This is a genomic window from Xylanimonas protaetiae (assembly GCF_004135385.1).
In the GTDB taxonomy this organism is placed as follows: domain Bacteria; phylum Actinomycetota; class Actinomycetes; order Actinomycetales; family Cellulomonadaceae; genus Xylanimonas; species Xylanimonas protaetiae.
Genome location: NZ_CP035493.1, coordinates 3,609,977 through 3,625,298, shown reverse-complemented (window position 1 = coordinate 3,625,298; position 15,322 = coordinate 3,609,977). Strand labels below are relative to the sequence as shown.

The following is a 15,322-nucleotide window of genomic DNA, read 5'->3' as shown; positions in this document are numbered from 1 at the left end:
ATGACGGCGCCTGCCGGCGCACGGGCGCTCCGGGCACGCGGGCGCCGGCCGCGTCGCAGTCCAGCACGTCGCACGTTGGCGGCGGCCACGTGGGCCGCGCAGCATGGGAGAATGTCGGGGCCCCTCCCGCCGACACCCGTCGATCCAGAAGCGAGTACGCGTTGCCCATCCCCGGACCTGCGCTCCGCGCGCGCATCGAGCCCAACGCCACCGCGCCCGAGCTGATCCGCAACTTCTGCATCATCGCGCACATCGACCACGGCAAGTCCACGCTGGCCGACCGCATGCTGCAGCTGACGGGCGTCGTCGAGGCGCGCGCGATGCGCGCCCAGTACCTCGACCGCATGGACATCGAGCGCGAGCGCGGCATCACGATCAAGTCGCAGGCCGTGCGCATGCCGTGGCAGGTGGGCGAGACGCCGTACGCGCTCAACATGATCGACACTCCCGGCCACGTCGACTTCACCTATGAGGTCTCGCGAAGCCTGGCCGCCTGCGAGGGCGCCGTGCTGCTGGTCGACGCCGCCCAGGGCATCGAGGCGCAGACCCTCGCCAACCTGTACCTGGCGATGGAGAACGAGCTCGAGATCATCCCCGTGCTCAACAAGATCGACCTGCCCGCGGCCCAGCCGGAGAAGTACGCGGAGGAGATCGGCAACCTCGTGGGCGTCGACCCGGAGGACGTGCTGCGGGTCTCTGGCAAGACGGGCATGGGCGTCGAGGCGCTGCTCGACAAGATCGTCGGGACGATCCCGGCCCCGGTCGGCGACGCCGACGGCGCGGCCCGCGCGATGATCTTCGACTCCGTCTACGACATCTACCGCGGCGTCGTCACCTACGTGCGCGTCGTCGACGGCAACCTCAACCCGCGCGAGCGCATCGCCATGATGTCGACGGGCGCCACCCACGAGCTGCTCGAGATCGGCGTCATCTCGCCCGAGCCGATCCCGACCAAGGGCATCGGCGTCGGCGAGGTGGGCTACCTCATCACGGGCGTGAAGGACGTGCGCCAGTCCAAGGTGGGCGACACCGTCACGACGCAGGTCAAGCCCGCCACCGAGGCGCTGGGCGGCTACGAGGACCCGAAGCCCATGGTGTTCTCGGGCCTGTACCCGATCGACGGGTCCGACTACCCGGCGCTGCGCGACGCGCTCGACAAGCTCAAGCTCAACGACGCCGCGCTCAACTACGAGCCCGAGACGTCGGTCGCCCTCGGCTTCGGCTTCCGCGTCGGCTTCCTGGGCCTGCTGCACCTGGAGATCGTGCGCGAGCGCCTGGAGCGCGAGTTCAACCTCGACCTCATCTCGACGGCGCCCAACGTCATCTACGAGGTGGACCTCGAGGACCGCACCACGGTCACGGTGACCAACCCGAGCGAGTTCCCGGGCGGCAAGATCCGCGAGGTGCGCGAGCCCGTCGTGCGCGCCACGATCCTGACGCCGTCGGAGTTCGTGGGCACCGTCATGGGCCTGTGCACGGACCGCCGCGGCACGCTGCTCGGCATGGACTACCTGTCCGAGGACCGCGTCGAGCTGCGCTACACCCTGCCGCTCGCCGAGATCGTGTTCGACTTCTTCGACCAGCTCAAGTCCCGGACTCGGGGCTACGCGAGCCTCGACTACGAGACCACGGGCGACCAGGTCGCCGACCTCGTCAAGGTCGACATCCTGCTCCAGGGCGACAAGGTCGACGCGTTCTCCGCCATCGTGCACAAGGACAAGGCGTACGACTACGGCGTGCGCATGACGGAGAAGCTCAAGGAGCTCATCCCGCGCCAGCAGTTCGAGGTGCCGATCCAGGCGGCCGTCGGCGCGCGCGTCATCGCCCGAGAGACCATCCGCGCCATGCGCAAGGACGTGCTCGCCAAGTGCTACGGCGGCGACATCTCGCGCAAGCGCAAGCTGCTCGAGAAGCAGAAGGAGGGCAAGAAGCGCATGAAGACCATCGGGTCCGTCGAGGTCCCGAAGGACGCCTTCATCGCCGCGCTCTCCTCGGACGCCGGCGGCGGCAAGAAGGAGAAGTAGCGCCGTGCCGCAGCTCCCCGAGGGCGTCCCGGTGCCCGACGACGGAGCGCTGCCGGAGTGGGTCGCCGGGCCGCGCCCCGGCGCCTTCGGCGTCTACGTGCACGTCCCGTTCTGCTCGGTGCGCTGCGGGTACTGCGACTTCAACACCTACACGGCCTCGGAGCTCGGCGGCGGCGCCTCGCAGCACGCGTACGCGACGACGGCCCTGAGCGAGGTCGCGCTCGCCGAACGCGTCATGGCGGCCTCGGGCGTGCCCGCCCGCCCCGTCTCGACGGTGTTCTTCGGCGGCGGCACGCCCACGATGCTCCCGGCGTCGGACCTGGTGCGGATCCTGGGCGGCGTCCGGGACGCCTGGGGCCTGGCCGACGACGCCGAGGTGACCACCGAGGCGAACCCGGACTCGGTGACGCCCGAGTCCCTCGCGGCGCTGCGGGCCGGCGGCTTCACGCGGGTGAGCTTCGGCATGCAGTCGGCCGTGCCGTCGGTGCTGGCCACGCTCGACCGCACGCACGACCCGCGGCGCATCCCCGACGTCGTGCGCTGGGCGCGCGAGGCGGGCCTCGCCGTGAGCCTCGACCTCATCTACGGCACGCCGGGGGAGAGCCTCGCCGACTGGCGGACCTCGCTCGAGGCGGCCGTCGCGACGGGCGTCGACCACGTCTCGGCGTACGCGCTCGTGGTCGAGCCGGGCACCAAGATGGGCGCCCAGGTGCGCCGCGGCCAGCTGCCCGAGCCCGACCCGGACGAGCAGGCCACCATGTACGAGCTCGCCGACGAGCTGCTCACCGCGGCGGGGCTCGGCTGGTACGAGGTCAGCAACTGGTCCCGTCCCGGCTTCGAGTGCCGCCACAACCTCGCCTACTGGCGGGGCGACGACTGGTGGGGCATCGGCCCCGGCGCGCACTCCTACGTGGCCGGCGCGCACCCCGAGCACGCGGGCGTGCGCTGGTGGAACGTCAAGCACCCGCGGCGCTACGCCGCGCTCCTCGAGGGCGGCACGACGCCGGCCGCGGCCCGCGAGCTGCTCACCCACGAGGACGGCGAGCTCGAGCGCGTCATGCTCCAGATCCGCCTGCGCGAGGGCCTGCCGCTCGACGCGCTCACGGCGTCGGGCCGCACCGCCGTCGGGACCCTCGTGGGCCAGGGCCTCCTGGACGGCCGCGCGGCGCTCGGCGCCGACGGCGCGGGCCGCCGCGCCCTGCTGACCCTGCGCGGCCGCCTGCTGGCGGACGCCGTCGTCCGCGCGCTGACGGACTAGCACCGCACGGATCGGGCTGTTCAGCGGCGCGCCCTCGCCGGACCCCCGGTCGTTCATGTCCGGTTCACGTGGGTTGCGTAGAAGTTCGCCATGCGTACCTCTCTCCACGGCCGCCGCCCGGCGGCCGTCCTGGCCTGCGGCGTCGCCCTGACCGCCGCGATGTCCCTCACGGCCCCCGCCGCCGTCGCCGGCCCGGCGCACCCCGCCGCCCACGCCGCCTCGGGCGCGACCCACGCCGCCTCGGGCGCGGCCCACGCCGCCTCGGCCCATGCACAGAAGCCCGCCGCGGCCGGTCTCACCGCCGTCGCGGTCGAGGCCGCCGGCGACGGCACCTGGACCGTCTCGTGGACCGGCGCCGGGCTGCGCTCGGTGCAGGTCTACGTCGGCGCCGACGCCCGCCACCTCGGCAAGAAGCCCGCCGCCGTCGGGCGCGGGGCCTCCGGCGCGGTCACGGTGTCGACGACGGCGCAGCGCCCGTGGGTCGAGGTCGTCCCCGACACGGGCAAGGCCGTGCTCACCGCGTCGCGCGTCCTCGGCCTGGCGACCGCCACCAACGCGCGGGACATCGGCGGCTACCGCACCCAGGACGGCCGCTGGGTCAAGACCGGCGTCGTCTACCGCACCAACCAGCTCACGCTGTCCGCCGCCGACGCCGCGTTCGTGGGCACGCTCGGCATCACGGCCGACTACGACCTGCGCACGACGGGCGAGGTCGCGGCGGCTCCCGACGTCGTCCCCGCCGGCGCGCGCTACCGGCAGCTCGACGTCATCGGCGGCGACGTCTCCGGCGGCATCGGGGCCATCACGACGCCGGAGGCGGCCGCCGAGGCGATGCGCCAGGGCGAGGTCGCGTTCGTCGACTCCGGCTCCGCCAAGGCCGCGTACCGCGAGCTGTTCACCTCGCTGGCGCGCGACAAGGGCGCCAGCCTCTACCACTGCACCGCGGGCAAGGACCGCACGGGCTGGGCGACCGCCGTCCTGCTCACGGTGCTGGGCGTCGACGAGCAGACCGTGATGGACGACTACCTGCTCTCCAACACCTACTTCCTCAACACGCCCGCCGTGCAGGCCCAGCTCGACGCCATGGGGCCCTACCGCGAGGTCTATGCGCCGTTCATGGCGGTGGACTCCTCGTACCTCCAGGCGGGCCTCGACCGCGTGGCGCAGGAGTACGGGTCCATGGAGGCGTACCTGACCAAGGGCCTCGGTCTTAGCCACGGCACGATCCAGCAGCTGCGCCAGCGTCTGCTGTCGCCCGCGCCGGTGCCGGCGAGCTGACCTGTCACGCCGGACGGCCGGAGCGGCCACCCCACCGGGGTGGCCGCTCCGGCCGTCGCGTGCTACTTCACGAAGCGGATGCTGATCGGGTAGCGGTACGCCTCGCCGCGCGACGCCGCCATCGCCCCCTGGATGCCGAACACGAACGAGCAGACCAGCGCCGCCAGCAGGACCAGGAAGCCGACGAGCACGACGGTCAGGATCGCGCCGACGACGTACGCGATGACCAGCGTGATCTGGAAGTTCAGCGCCTCCTTGGCGTTGACGTCGACCAGCCAGCTGCGCTGGCGGTGCATCAGCCAGATGACCAGCGGGGCGAGGATCGCCAGGAGGCCCGCGCTGAGCACCGTCAGGGCGAGCGGCGCCCAGTGGGCGGCCGACGCCCAGCCGCGGGCCTCGTGCTCGGGCATCGGCGCCGGCACGTAGTACCCGCCCGGGGGCGGGTACTGACCGGGCGGGCCGTAGGGCGGCTGACCCGGCGGCGGGCCGTACGGCGGCTGGTTCGGGTCCTGCCCGTACGGTGGCTGGTTCTGGCTGTCGCTCACAGGCACCACGCTAGGGCTCGGCGACGCCGCTGTCTGCACCGATGTCACGCCCCGGGGTAGCGGCGCGGCGCCGGACGCGGAACGCTGGGGGGATGAGCGACCCCTACGGCCCGCCCCCGTCGTCCGACCCGAACGACCCCCGACAGCCCGGCCAGCCGGCCCAGCCGACGCCGCCCCGTACGGCCAGCCGACCCCGCCGGCATACGGCCAGCCGGGACCGCCCGCCTACGGCCAGCCCGGTCCGCCCGCCTACGGCCAGTACGCGGGCATGCCGTCCGCGCCGTCGGCCACCCCGTACGGGCAGGTGGCACCGCAGCTGCGCGTCGGCGACGCGCTCTCCTTCGGCTGGGCCAAGTACAAGCAGAGCTGGCCGGCGTGGGTGCTCTTCGTGCTGGTCTTCGCGGTCGTCTCGGCCCTCCTCTTCGCGCCGCTGGCCGGTGACCTCGTCGACTGGACGCGCCGCCTCGGCGACGAGATGCGTGACGCCGGGTCCACGTCGTTCGAGGTCACCGACTTCCGGTTCAGCGGCGGCGCCATCGCCCTCGCGGTGGTCGCCAGCCTGCTCGCCCTCGTGGCGCGGGCGATGGCCTGGGGCGCGGCGCTGCGCGAGGCCGACGGGGCCCGCGTGTCGCTGGGCCAGTTCTTCACGGCCCGGAGGCTCGGCGCGGCCGTGCTCGCCGGACTCGTCATCATCGTGGGCGACGGCATCGCCGGGTGGATCCCGCTCGGCAGCATCGCCTGGCAGGTCTTCACGGTGTTCACGCTCGCGTTCGTCATCGACCACGGGCGCCCCGTGTTCGGCGCGATCGGCGACAGCTTCCGCCTCGTGGGCAAGAACTTCGGCGCGGTGTTCGTCCTGCTGATCGCCCTCGTGGGCATCAACATCCTGGGCGCGATCCCGGTCGGCCTGGGCCTGCTGGTCACGCTGCCGCTGTCCGTGCTCGCGCTGGCCTACGCCTTCCGGCGCCTGACGGGCGGCACGATCGTCTGACGGGTAGGCGATCGCCTGACGATCGCCTACCCGGTCACGAAGTCGATGAGCTCCTCGACCCGGCCCAGCAGGGCCGGGTCGAGGTCCCGGTAGTCGCGCACGGAGCGCAGGATGCGCTGCCAGGCGCGGGCGACGTCCTCCTGGGTCTCGGCGGGCCAGCCGAGCGAGCGCAGGATCCCGCGCTTCCACTCGACGCCGCGCTCGACGACGGGCCACTCGGCCAGGCCCAGCCGTGCCGCCCGCACCGCCTGCCACACGTCGACGTACGGATGGCCGAGCACCAGCACGGTCCCGGCCGGCGCGCCGCGCAGCGCCTCGTCCGCGATGCGCCGCTCCTTCGAGCCGGGCACCAGGTGGTCCACGAGCACGCCGACGCGCCGGTCGGCCGTGGGCGCGAAGTCGCGCAGGGCGGCGGCGAGGTTGTCGACGCCGTCGAGCAGCTCGACGACGACGCCCTCGACGCGCAGGTCGTCGCCCCACACCTTCTCGACGAGCTCGGCGTCGTGCTTGCCCTCGACCCAGATGCGCGACCCGCGGGCGACGCGGGCGCGCTGCCCGTGCACGGCCACGGAGCCCGACGCCGTCCGCGTGGGCGGCTGCGGAGCGCGCGAGGTGACGGGCGGGGTCAGCACCACCGCGGCGCCGTCCACCCAGAAGCCCGGGCCGAGCGGGAACGAGCGCGTGCGCCCGTGCCGGTCCTCCAGCACGACGAGGTGGATGCCGCCGGACTTCTCGACGCGGACGACCGCGCCGACCCAGCCGGTCTGGACCTCCTCGACCACGAGGCCCGGCTCGGCCGGCTGGGGCCGCGCGGCGGGCCGGCGGTGGGTGGTCGAGGCGAGGGCGTCCGAGCCGTAGCGATCCTGCACGCCCGCGAACCTAGGACGGCGTCAGTGCCGGCGCCCCCGCGCCACGCCGCGACGGCCCGCACGGCCGCCCGGGCGGCTGGTCTCGTCGCGGTGGGCGTCCTGCGCGCGGCGCTCGCCGATCTGGCGACGCCGCTCGGTCTCCGCGGCGCGGCGTGCCTCGTCGGCGCGGAAGGTCATGAGGTAGGTCTGGGGGTCCATCAGGGGCTCCTTCGTCCCGGGCGGGCGATGGTGGGCCCGCCTGTGGTTCCGGCGCGTCACGGTGGCGTCGTCGCCGGGCCGGCGACCCTGCGCCGGCACCGCCCATCCTGCCAGCCGAGGGGGCCCCGCGCCCGCCTCTGGCGTGTGATGTTCGCCCAGGTCACGCAAGGTTTTCGTGCCATCTCGTGAAGGGTGGGTTCAGCGTTCGCGAACCCGCCGGCGCGACCGCCCGCACGGCCTGTGCCAGGCCATGCGGACGGGCGGTCAGGCCATGCGGACGGGCGCTCAGGCCATGCGGACGGGCGGTCAGGCCATGCGGACGGGCGTCGAGGGCGCGCGGTGGGTGAGCCTGCGGACCAGCGTCCGGGCACGGCGTCGCAGGCTCGTCGTCCGGACGAGGGCGGCGGTCTCGCGCCGCTCCGCGGCGAGCCGGCGGCGCTCGGCGCGCAGCTCGCGGACCATGAGGTCCTGGGCCAGGCGGCGCTCGCGCCGCGCCTCCTCGGCGCGGTGGAGCTCGTAGAACGTGAGGGGTTCCATGGCGGTGTTCCGATCTGCGTATGACATACCTGCAGCGTCGTCCCTGAGGTGCCGTGCGCGGATCGGGCAGGTTCCTTATCTTCCGCAGCGGGGACACCTAGGACGAGCCGCGGACCGCCTCAGTGATACGTGCGGGGCGCCTCAGCGGCACGACCGGGCCGCGTAGGATGGCACTCGCACGGGGAGAGTGCCAGCAACAGCGATCGAGGGGAGGGACCCGTGAGCGAGGACCGTCGGCTCGAGGTGCTGCGCGCCATCGTCGAGGACTACGTCGCCACGCAGGAGCCCGTCGGCTCGCGCGTGCTCACCGAGCGGCACCGCCTCGGCGTCTCGCCCGCGACGATCCGCAACGACATGGCCGCGCTCGAGGACGCCGGGCTCATCGCCCAGCCGCACACCTCCGCCGGCCGCATCCCCACGGACAAGGGCTACCGCCTGTTCGTCGACCGCCTCGCCGAGGTGCGGCCCCTGTCCAGCCCGCAGAAGCGCGCGATCGAGACGTTCCTGTCGCAGGGCGTCGACCTCGACGACGTCATGGGCCGCGCCGGGCGCCTCATCGCCCAGCTCACGGGCCAGGTGGCCGTCGTCCAGTACCCGTCGCTGCGCCGCTCCGGCCTGCGGCACCTCGAGCTCGTCCCCGTCGGGGCCGACCGCCTCCTCGTCGTCGTCATCACCGACACGGGCCGCGTCGAGCAGCGCTTCCTCGAGGTCCCCGCCGACGCCGACATCGACGACGGCGTGCTCGCCGAGCTCCGCACGCGCCTCAACGCGGCCGCCGCCGGCAAGCGCCTCGTCGACCTGCCGGAGTCGTTCGCGCAGGTCGCCACGCAGGTGGCGCCCGCGCTGGGACCGCTGGCGCGGCGCGTGGCGGCCACGGTCGTCGACACGCTGGACGAGCAGAACGAGGAGCGCATCGTGCTCGCCGGCACCGCGAACCTCGCCCGCGCCACCATGCGGTTCGAGCAGGGCCTCCAGCCCGTGCTCGAGGCGCTCGAGGAGCAGGTCGTCCTCCTCGGCCTGCTCACCGAGATGGCGCTGGAACCCGGCGTCGGACCCGTCACCGTGCGCATCGGGCACGAGGTGGGCCTCGAGGGCCTCGTCGAGGCCTCCGTCGTCACGTCGGGCTACGGCACGTCGTCCGACGACGGCGACGCCGTCGCGTTCCTCGGCTCGATCGGGCCGACCCGCATGGACTATCCCGGGACGATCGCGGCGGTGCGTGCCGTGGCACGCTACCTGTCGCGCGTCCTGCCGTCCTGACTCATCATCCGAAGAACCCACGAACCTGAGAAGAGCTGTGGCCGACTACTACGACATCCTCGGCGTCGAGCGCGACGCCACGCCCGAGCAGATCAAGAAGGCCTACCGCAGGCTTGCCCGCGAGCTGCACCCCGACGTCGCGGGGGAGGCCGGCGAGGAGCGGTTCAAGGACGTCGCGCGCGCCTACGAGGTGCTGAGCAACCCCGAGAAGCGCCAGCAGTACGACCTGGGCGTCGACCCGACCGCCCCGGGCGGCGGCGCCGGCGGCGGGTTCGGCGCGGGCTTCGGCTTCCAGGACATCTTCGAGACGTTCTTCGGCGGCGCGCAGGGCGCCCAGGGCCCCATCCCGCGCGCCCGCCGCGGCCAGGACGCCCTGGTGCGCATGGACGTCGACCTCGCCGGGGCCACGTTCGGCGCCAAGCGCGAGCTGCAGGTCGACACGGCCGTCGCGTGCTCCACGTGCGGCGGCAACGGCGCCCGGCAGGGCACCACGCTGCGCACGTGCGAGGTCTGCGCGGGCCGCGGCCACGTGCAGCGTGTCGCGCGCTCGTTCCTCGGCCAGGTCATGACCACCGCGCCCTGCACCGCGTGCAACGGCCACGGCACCGTCATCCCCGAGCCGTGCCCCGACTGCGCCGGCGAGGGCCGCGTCCGCTCGCGCCGCACGCTGACCGTCAACGTCCCCGCGGGCGTCGACACGGGCACGCGCATCAAGCTCACCGCGCAGGGCGAGGTCGGACCCGGCGGCGGCCCCGCCGGCGACCTGTACGTGGAGATCCGCGAGAAGCCGCACGAGGTGTTCGTGCGCCGCGGCGACGACCTGCATGCCACGCTGCCCGTGCCCATGACGGCCGCCGCGCTCGGCACCGTGCTGCCGCTCGACACGCTCGACGGCGCCCAGGAGATCGACCTGCGCCCGGGCACCCAGCCGGGCCAGATCGTCACGCTCAAGGGCCTCGGCGTCGGCCACCTGCACACGGGCGGTCGCGGCGACCTGCACGTGCACATCGACGTCACCGTCCCCAAGCCCGACGACGACGAGCAGGCCGAGCTGCTGCGCCGCCTCGCCGCGCTGCGCGGCGAGGAGCGCCCCGAGCCGCGCCTCGCCGCCGCCAACCCGGGCGTCTTCTCCCGCCTGCGCGACAAGCTCAGCGGGCGCTAGGGCATGAGCGAGCGAGTCATCGAGCACAGGGCGCCTCGTGCCTCGTGCGCGCACGGAGCGAAGCGAGTACGCGCATGAGCGCCCCGGTCTTCCTGGCGGACACCTCGCTTGCCGCGCACACGCCCGGCAGCACCTACGTGCTCGACGGCGCCGAGGGCCGCCACGCCGCCGTCGTGCAGCGCAAGCGCGTCGGCGAGCGCGTCGACGTCGTCGACGGCGTCGGGGACCGCCTCGTGTGCGTCGTCGCGGCGACCGAGGGCTCGCAGGTGCGGCTCACGGTCGAGGACGTCGTCAAGGAGCCCGCGCCCGACGTCGTTGTCACGCTCGTCCAGGCGCTCGCCAAGGGCGACCGCGACGAGATGGCCGTCGAGGCCGCCGTCGAGACCGGGGCCGACGCCGTCCTGCCCTGGCAGGCCGAGCGGTCGGTCGTCGTGTGGCGCGGCGACCGCGCCGCGCGCTCGCGCGCCCGCTGGGTCGCCACGGTGCGGGCGGCCGTCAAGCAGGCCCGCCGCGCCTGGGTGCCGCCCGTCGGCGACGCCGTCACGACGGCGCAGCTCGCCGCCCGCGTGCGCGACGTCGTCGCCGCGGGCGGTGCCGCGCTCGTCCTGCACGAGGAGGCGACGACACCGATCGCCGCCGCGACTCTGCCCGCGCCCGACGCCGCCGACCCCCGGCAGCTGCTCGTGGTCGTCGGCCCCGAGGGCGGCATCGGCGAGGCCGAGCTGCGCACCCTCACCGACGCCGGGGCGCTCGCCGTGCTCCTGGGCCCGCACGTGCTGCGCACCTCCACGGCCGGGCCGGTGGCGATCGCGCTGCTCAGCGAGCGTCTGGGCCGCTGGTCGTAGTCCCCTGGCGTACCCTGCCCGCATGACCAGCACCTCGTCCGCCGACGCCGACTGCCTGTTCTGCAAGATCGTCGCCGGGCACGTCCCGGCCGACGTCGTCGCCTCATCCGAGCGTGTCATCGCCTTCCGCGACATCGCCCCCCAGGCGCCCGTGCACGTGCTCGTCGTGCCCAAGGAGCACTACGGCGACGTCGCCGTGCTCGCCGCGTCCGACCCCGCGCTGCTCGCCGAGGTCGTCGCGCTCGCGGACGAGGTCGCGGGCGAGCTCTCCGACGGGCAGTTCCGGCTCATCTTCAACAACGGGCCGCACGCGGGGCAGAGCGTCTTCCACGTGCACGGCCACGTGATCTCCGGGGCGAGGCTGGGGTGGACGCCCGCGTGAGAGATCCCGGCTGCCCCGGCGCGGTGCGCCGGTAGACTGGCTGCCACATGTCTGCCACCCAACCCAGCGCGACCCAGCGCACCGAGCCGCCCGCGGTGCATCCCTCCGAGCACCGCATCGTCGTGCCCCCGCACGTCCCCATGGTCGCCCTGCTGGGGTCCCAGGACTCCGTGCTGCGCGCCGTCGAGAGCGGGTTCCCGAAGGTGGACGTCCACGCCCGCGGCAACGAGATCTCCGTGACCGGCCCCGCCGGCGACGTCGCGATCGTCTCCCGCCTCCTGGACGAGCTCGTCGAGGTGGTCGAGGGCGGCACGCAGCTCACGCCTGACGTCGTGCGCCGGTCGGTCAAGATGCTCGCCTCCGAGCTGCCCGCGCAGCGCCCGGCCGAGGTGCTGACCTTCAGCATCCTGTCGAGCCGCGGCCGCACCATCCGGCCCAAGACGGTGGGGCAGAAGCACTACGTCGACGCCATCGACGCGAACACGATCACGTTCGGCATCGGCCCGGCCGGCACGGGCAAGACGTACCTCGCGATGGCCAAGGCCGTGCAGGCGCTCCAGTCGCACCAGGTCAACCGCATCATCCTGTCGCGCCCCGCGGTCGAGGCCGGCGAGCGGCTCGGGTTCCTGCCTGGAACCCTGAGCGAGAAGATCGACCCGTACCTGCGTCCGCTGTACGACGCGCTGCACGACATGGTCGACCCCGACTCGATCCCCAAGCTCATCGAGGCCGGCACCATCGAGGTCGCGCCCCTGGCGTTCCTGCGCGGGCGGTCCCTCAACGACGCGTTCGTCGTGCTCGACGAGGCGCAGAACACCACCGTCGAGCAGATGAAGATGTTCCTGACCCGCCTGGGCTTCGGCTCCAAGATGGTCATCACGGGCGACGCCACCCAGATCGACCTGCCTGGCGGGGTCGCCTCCGGCCTGCGCGTGGTCGAGGACGTGCTCACGGGCGTCGACGACGTCGAGTTCTGCCGCCTGACCTCGTCCGACGTCGTGCGCCACCGCCTGGTGAGCGACATCATCGACGCCTACGCTCGCTGGGACATGACGACGTCGAAGCCCCCGAGGAGCCCCCGCCGATGAGTATCGAGGTCGCCAACGAGTCCGGGTTCGACGTCGACGGGCTCGACGAGGCGGAGTTCGCCGAGCTCGCCCGCTACGTGCTCGACGCCATGCACGTGCACCCGCAGGCGGAGCTGTCGATCCTCTTCGTCGACACGGCCGTGATGACCGACCTGCACGTCAAGTGGATGGACGAGCCCGGCCCCACCGACGTGCTGTCCTTCCCGATGGACGAGCTGCGCCCCGGGCGCGAGGGCGACCTCACCCCGCCCGGCACGCTCGGCGACATCGTGCTGTGCCCGGAGGTCGCCGCCAAGCAGGCCGTCGCCGCGGGGCACTCGGCGGTCGAGGAGATGCTGCTGCTGACGACGCACGGCATCCTGCACCTGCTCGGCTACGACCACGCGGAGCCGGAGGAGGAGAAGGAGATGTTCGGCCTCCAGCGCCGCCTCCTGCTCACGTTCCTCGCGTCCCGATGACGGGCGTCCTCGTCCTCGTCGCCGTCCTCGGCCTGCTGCTGGCCGGGCTGCTCTCGGCCGGCGAGGCCGCCGTCCTGCGCGTCACGCGCGCCTCCATCGCCGACGCGCTCGCCGAGGCCGAGCAGGGCGAGGGCCTCCAGGCCGAGACGCGCGCCGACCGCGCCCGCGCAGCGCAGGCCCTCGTGGTCGACCCGCCCGCCACGGTCGCCGCGGTGGCCGTGGTCCGCGTGGTCGCCGAGCTGCTCGCGCTCGGCGCCGTCGCGCTGCTGGTCGAGCGGCTGCTGCACGACGTGTGGGAGGTGCTGCTCGTCCTCGTGCTGGTCGGGCTCCTCGCCGGGTTCGTCATGGCCCGCCTCAGCCCGCGGCAGGCGGGCTTCCGGCGCCCGCTGCGCGTCGTGCTCGCGCTGTCCGGCCTGCTCCTGGCCGTGCGCCGGCTCACCGGCTGGGCCGCGCCGCGCACCGGCCGCGACGAGCAGGCTGCCCCGTCCGAGGAGGAGCTGCGCGACCTCGTCGACCGCGTCGGGGAGTCCGACGCCATCGAGGAGGACGAGCGCGAGCTCATCCGGTCCGTCTTCGAGCTCGGCGGCACGCTGACCCGCGAGGTCATGGTGCCGCGCACCGACATGGTCACCGTCGACGCCGACACGCCGCTGCGCAAGGTCATGCGGCTCTACCTGCGGTCGGGGTTCTCGCGCGTGCCCGTCGTGGGGGAGTCGGCCGACGACCTGCTCGGCGTCGCCTACCTCAAGGACGTCGCCCGCCTGCTCGACGCCGACCCGTCGGCCGCGAAGCGACGCGTGCGCGACGTCGCCCGGCCGCCCGTGCTCGTCCCCGAGTCCAAGCCCGTCGACGACCTGCTGCGCGACATGCAGCAGAAGGCCACGCACATCGCGCTCGTCATCGACGAGTACGGCGGCGTCGCCGGGCTCGTCACGGTCGAGGACATCCTCGAGGAGCTCGTCGGCGAGCTGCACGACGAGCACGACCGCGTCATCGAGGAGGAGCCCGAGCAGGTCGGCCCCGGCGTGTTCCGCGTGCCCGCCCGCCTGCCCGTCGACGAGCTCGGCGACCTGTTCGACCTGCGCTTCGACGACGACGACGTCGACACCGCCGGCGGCCTGCTCGCCAAGGCGATCGGCAAGGTGCCGCTCGCCGGCTCGACCGCCGACGTCGGCGGGCTGCACCTCGAGGCCGAGCGCATCGAGGGCCGCCGCAAGCAGGTCGCGACCATCCTGGTCAGCCTGACCACCCCGGCCGCCCCACCCTCGGACGCCGCACCGGAGCCCGGGGCCGACTCCGCCGCCACGCCCGTGGCCGCCGAACGCCCCGAGATCCCCGAGGGCCCCGAACGCATCGACCGGCCCGAGCGCCCCGAACGTAGACCGCACAGCAAGGACGTGACCCCATGAGCACCCCCACCACCCCCGCGCACCGCTCGGGCTTCGCCTGTCTCGTGGGCCGCCCCAACGCGGGCAAGTCCACGCTGACGAACGCGCTCGTGGGGGAGAAGGTCGCGATCATGTCCGCGCGCCCGCAGACCACGCGCCACACCATCCGCGGCATCGTGCACCGCGACGACGCCCAGCTCGTGCTCGTCGACACGCCCGGCCTGCACCGGCCCCGCACGCTGCTCGGCCAGCGGCTCAACGACCTCGTCAAGGAGACGCTCGGCGAGGTCGACGTCATCGCGTTCTGCCTGCCCGCCGACCAGAAGGTGGGCCCCGGAGACCGGTTCATCGCCGCCCAGCTCGCGCCCCTGATGACGGGCCGCCGCGCGGTGCCCGTCGTCGCGGTGGTCACCAAGGCCGACCTCGTCGACCGGCAGACCCTCATGGAGCACCTGCTCGCCGTCGACGCCCTCGCCACCGAGCACGAGCGCGAGTGGGCCGCCATCGTGCCCGTGTCCGCCAAGGACGGCTACCAGGTCGACGAGCTCGAGGACGTGCTCGTCCAGCACCTGCCCGAGGGACCCGAGCTCTACCCGGGCGGCGAGCTGACCGACGAGCCCGAGCAGATCATGGTCGCCGAGCTCGTGCGCGAGGCCGCCCTCGAGGGCGTCCGCGACGAGCTGCCCCACTCGCTGGCCGTCGTCGTCGACGAGATCGTGGAGCGCGAGGGCTCGGGCGACGCGTCGAAGGGCCGGCCGCCCCTGCTCGACGTGCGCGTCAACCTCTACGTGGAACGCGAGTCGCAGAAGGCCATCGTCATCGGCCGCGGCGGGTCGCGGCTGCGCGAGGTCGGCACGCGCGCCCGGCAGGGGATCGAGCGGCTGCTCGGCACGCGCGTCTACCTCGACCTGCACGTCAAGGTCGCCAAGGACTGGCAGCGGGACCCCAAGCAGCTGCGCAAGCTGGGATTCTGATCCAGGGCAGCCGCGCACGCTGGGCTTCTGATCCCGGCGCGCCACGGCGGCGTGCAGTCCGGGGC

The 15,322-nt window shown here is 73.8% G+C and carries 16 protein-coding genes; 12 read left to right on the top strand and 4 right to left on the bottom strand.

Going from position 1 to position 15,322, the window contains the following annotated elements:
• Nucleotides 1-161 precede the first annotated feature (161 nt).
• From lepA to ET471_RS16840, 3 genes are all read left to right on the top strand, one after another.
• Nucleotides 162-2,024 (top strand): translation elongation factor 4, encoded by a 1,863-nt coding sequence (gene lepA, locus ET471_RS16850; protein WP_129190224.1) that lies wholly within the window; start codon nt 162-164, stop codon nt 2,022-2,024.
• 4 nt (nt 2,025-2,028) lie between these two features.
• The gene (gene hemW / locus ET471_RS16845; RefSeq protein WP_129190222.1) at nt 2,029-3,282 is read left to right on the top strand and encodes a radical SAM family heme chaperone HemW; all 1,254 of its coding nucleotides are present in this window, start codon (nt 2,029-2,031) and stop codon (nt 3,280-3,282) included.
• 90 nt (nt 3,283-3,372) lie between these two features.
• Nucleotides 3,373-4,560 carry a tyrosine-protein phosphatase gene (locus ET471_RS16840; protein WP_129190220.1) on the top strand — a complete coding sequence of 396 codons (1,188 nt, stop codon included), beginning with the start codon at nt 3,373-3,375 and terminating at the stop codon, nt 4,558-4,560.
• Nucleotides 4,561-4,622: 62 nt separating this feature from the next.
• Here ET471_RS16840 and ET471_RS16835 read toward each other — a convergent pair whose 3' ends face one another.
• A complete protein-coding gene (locus ET471_RS16835; protein WP_242496345.1) occupies nt 4,623-5,105 on the bottom strand; it encodes a DUF4870 domain-containing protein in 483 nt (160 codons plus the stop codon).
• Between the two features lie 268 nt (nt 5,106-5,373).
• Here ET471_RS16835 and ET471_RS16830 point away from each other — a divergent pair, with 268 nt between their 5' ends.
• On the top strand, nt 5,374-6,096 hold the full coding sequence (locus tag ET471_RS16830) for a DUF2189 domain-containing protein (protein ID WP_129190218.1): 723 nt from the start codon (nt 5,374-5,376) through the stop codon (nt 6,094-6,096).
• Nucleotides 6,097-6,122: 26 nt separating this feature from the next.
• Here the strand turns inward: ET471_RS16830 and ET471_RS16825 are convergent, their stop codons facing one another.
• The 3 genes from ET471_RS16825 to ET471_RS16820 all read right to left on the bottom strand — a co-directional run bounded on the left by ET471_RS16825 (nt 6,123) and on the right by ET471_RS16820 (nt 7,700).
• Nucleotides 6,123-6,965: a DUF3097 domain-containing protein gene (locus ET471_RS16825; RefSeq protein WP_129190216.1), complete on the bottom strand. Its 843-nt coding sequence runs from the start codon at nt 6,963-6,965 to the stop codon at nt 6,123-6,125.
• Nucleotides 6,966-6,986: 21 nt separating this feature from the next.
• Nucleotides 6,987-7,163: a hypothetical protein gene (locus tag ET471_RS18100; RefSeq protein WP_165350527.1), complete on the bottom strand. Its 177-nt coding sequence runs from the start codon at nt 7,161-7,163 to the stop codon at nt 6,987-6,989.
• Nucleotides 7,164-7,469: 306 nt separating this feature from the next.
• Complete coding sequence (locus tag ET471_RS16820) at nt 7,470-7,700, bottom strand: hypothetical protein (RefSeq protein WP_129190214.1); 231 nt, start codon at nt 7,698-7,700, stop codon at nt 7,470-7,472.
• 219 nt (nt 7,701-7,919) lie between these two features.
• Between ET471_RS16820 and hrcA the strand changes: the two genes are divergently transcribed.
• From hrcA to era, 8 genes are all read left to right on the top strand, one after another.
• Complete coding sequence (hrcA, locus tag ET471_RS16815; RefSeq protein WP_129190212.1) at nt 7,920-8,960, top strand: heat-inducible transcriptional repressor HrcA; 1,041 nt, start codon at nt 7,920-7,922, stop codon at nt 8,958-8,960.
• A 37-nt stretch (nt 8,961-8,997) separates the two neighbouring features.
• Nucleotides 8,998-10,122 carry a molecular chaperone DnaJ gene (dnaJ, locus tag ET471_RS16810; RefSeq protein WP_129190210.1) on the top strand — a complete coding sequence of 375 codons (1,125 nt, stop codon included), beginning with the start codon at nt 8,998-9,000 and terminating at the stop codon, nt 10,120-10,122.
• A 74-nt stretch (nt 10,123-10,196) separates the two neighbouring features.
• A complete protein-coding gene (locus ET471_RS16805) occupies nt 10,197-10,967 on the top strand; it encodes a 16S rRNA (uracil(1498)-N(3))-methyltransferase (protein WP_129190208.1) in 771 nt (256 codons plus the stop codon).
• A gap of 22 nt (nt 10,968-10,989) precedes the next feature.
• Nucleotides 10,990-11,349 (top strand): histidine triad nucleotide-binding protein, encoded by a 360-nt coding sequence (locus ET471_RS16800; protein WP_129190205.1) that lies wholly within the window; start codon nt 10,990-10,992, stop codon nt 11,347-11,349.
• 47 nt (nt 11,350-11,396) lie between these two features.
• Nucleotides 11,397-12,437 (top strand): PhoH family protein, encoded by a 1,041-nt coding sequence (locus ET471_RS16795; protein ID WP_129190203.1) that lies wholly within the window; start codon nt 11,397-11,399, stop codon nt 12,435-12,437.
• Complete coding sequence (gene ybeY / locus ET471_RS16790) at nt 12,434-12,895, top strand: rRNA maturation RNase YbeY (protein WP_129190202.1); 462 nt, start codon at nt 12,434-12,436, stop codon at nt 12,893-12,895. The genes ET471_RS16795 and ybeY overlap by 4 nt, the downstream gene beginning before the upstream one ends.
• Nucleotides 12,892-14,304: a hemolysin family protein gene (locus tag ET471_RS16785; RefSeq protein WP_242496344.1), complete on the top strand. Its 1,413-nt coding sequence runs from the start codon at nt 12,892-12,894 to the stop codon at nt 14,302-14,304. Before ybeY ends, ET471_RS16785 begins: the two co-directional genes overlap by 4 nt.
• Nucleotides 14,301-15,257: a GTPase Era gene (gene era, locus ET471_RS16780; protein ID WP_129190200.1), complete on the top strand. Its 957-nt coding sequence runs from the start codon at nt 14,301-14,303 to the stop codon at nt 15,255-15,257. The genes ET471_RS16785 and era overlap by 4 nt, the downstream gene beginning before the upstream one ends.
• Nucleotides 15,258-15,322: the final 65 nt, after the last annotated feature.

Coding starts and splice junctions, on each gene's coding strand:
- ET471_RS18100 (WP_165350527.1), bottom strand. CDS start 7,163: ATGGACCCCCAGACCTACCTCATGACCTTCCGCGCCGACGAGGCACGC.
- ybeY (WP_129190202.1), top strand. CDS start 12,434: ATGAGTATCGAGGTCGCCAACGAGTCCGGGTTCGACGTCGACGGGCTC.
- ET471_RS16830 (WP_129190218.1), top strand. CDS start 5,374: ATGCCGTCCGCGCCGTCGGCCACCCCGTACGGGCAGGTGGCACCGCAG.
- ET471_RS16805 (WP_129190208.1), top strand. CDS start 10,197: ATGAGCGCCCCGGTCTTCCTGGCGGACACCTCGCTTGCCGCGCACACG.
- ET471_RS16785 (WP_242496344.1), top strand. CDS start 12,892: ATGACGGGCGTCCTCGTCCTCGTCGCCGTCCTCGGCCTGCTGCTGGCC.
- ET471_RS16800 (WP_129190205.1), top strand. CDS start 10,990: ATGACCAGCACCTCGTCCGCCGACGCCGACTGCCTGTTCTGCAAGATC.
- ET471_RS16840 (WP_129190220.1), top strand. CDS start 3,373: ATGCGTACCTCTCTCCACGGCCGCCGCCCGGCGGCCGTCCTGGCCTGC.
- ET471_RS16795 (WP_129190203.1), top strand. CDS start 11,397: ATGTCTGCCACCCAACCCAGCGCGACCCAGCGCACCGAGCCGCCCGCG.
- ET471_RS16820 (WP_129190214.1), bottom strand. CDS start 7,700: ATGGAACCCCTCACGTTCTACGAGCTCCACCGCGCCGAGGAGGCGCGG.
- era (WP_129190200.1), top strand. CDS start 14,301: ATGAGCACCCCCACCACCCCCGCGCACCGCTCGGGCTTCGCCTGTCTC.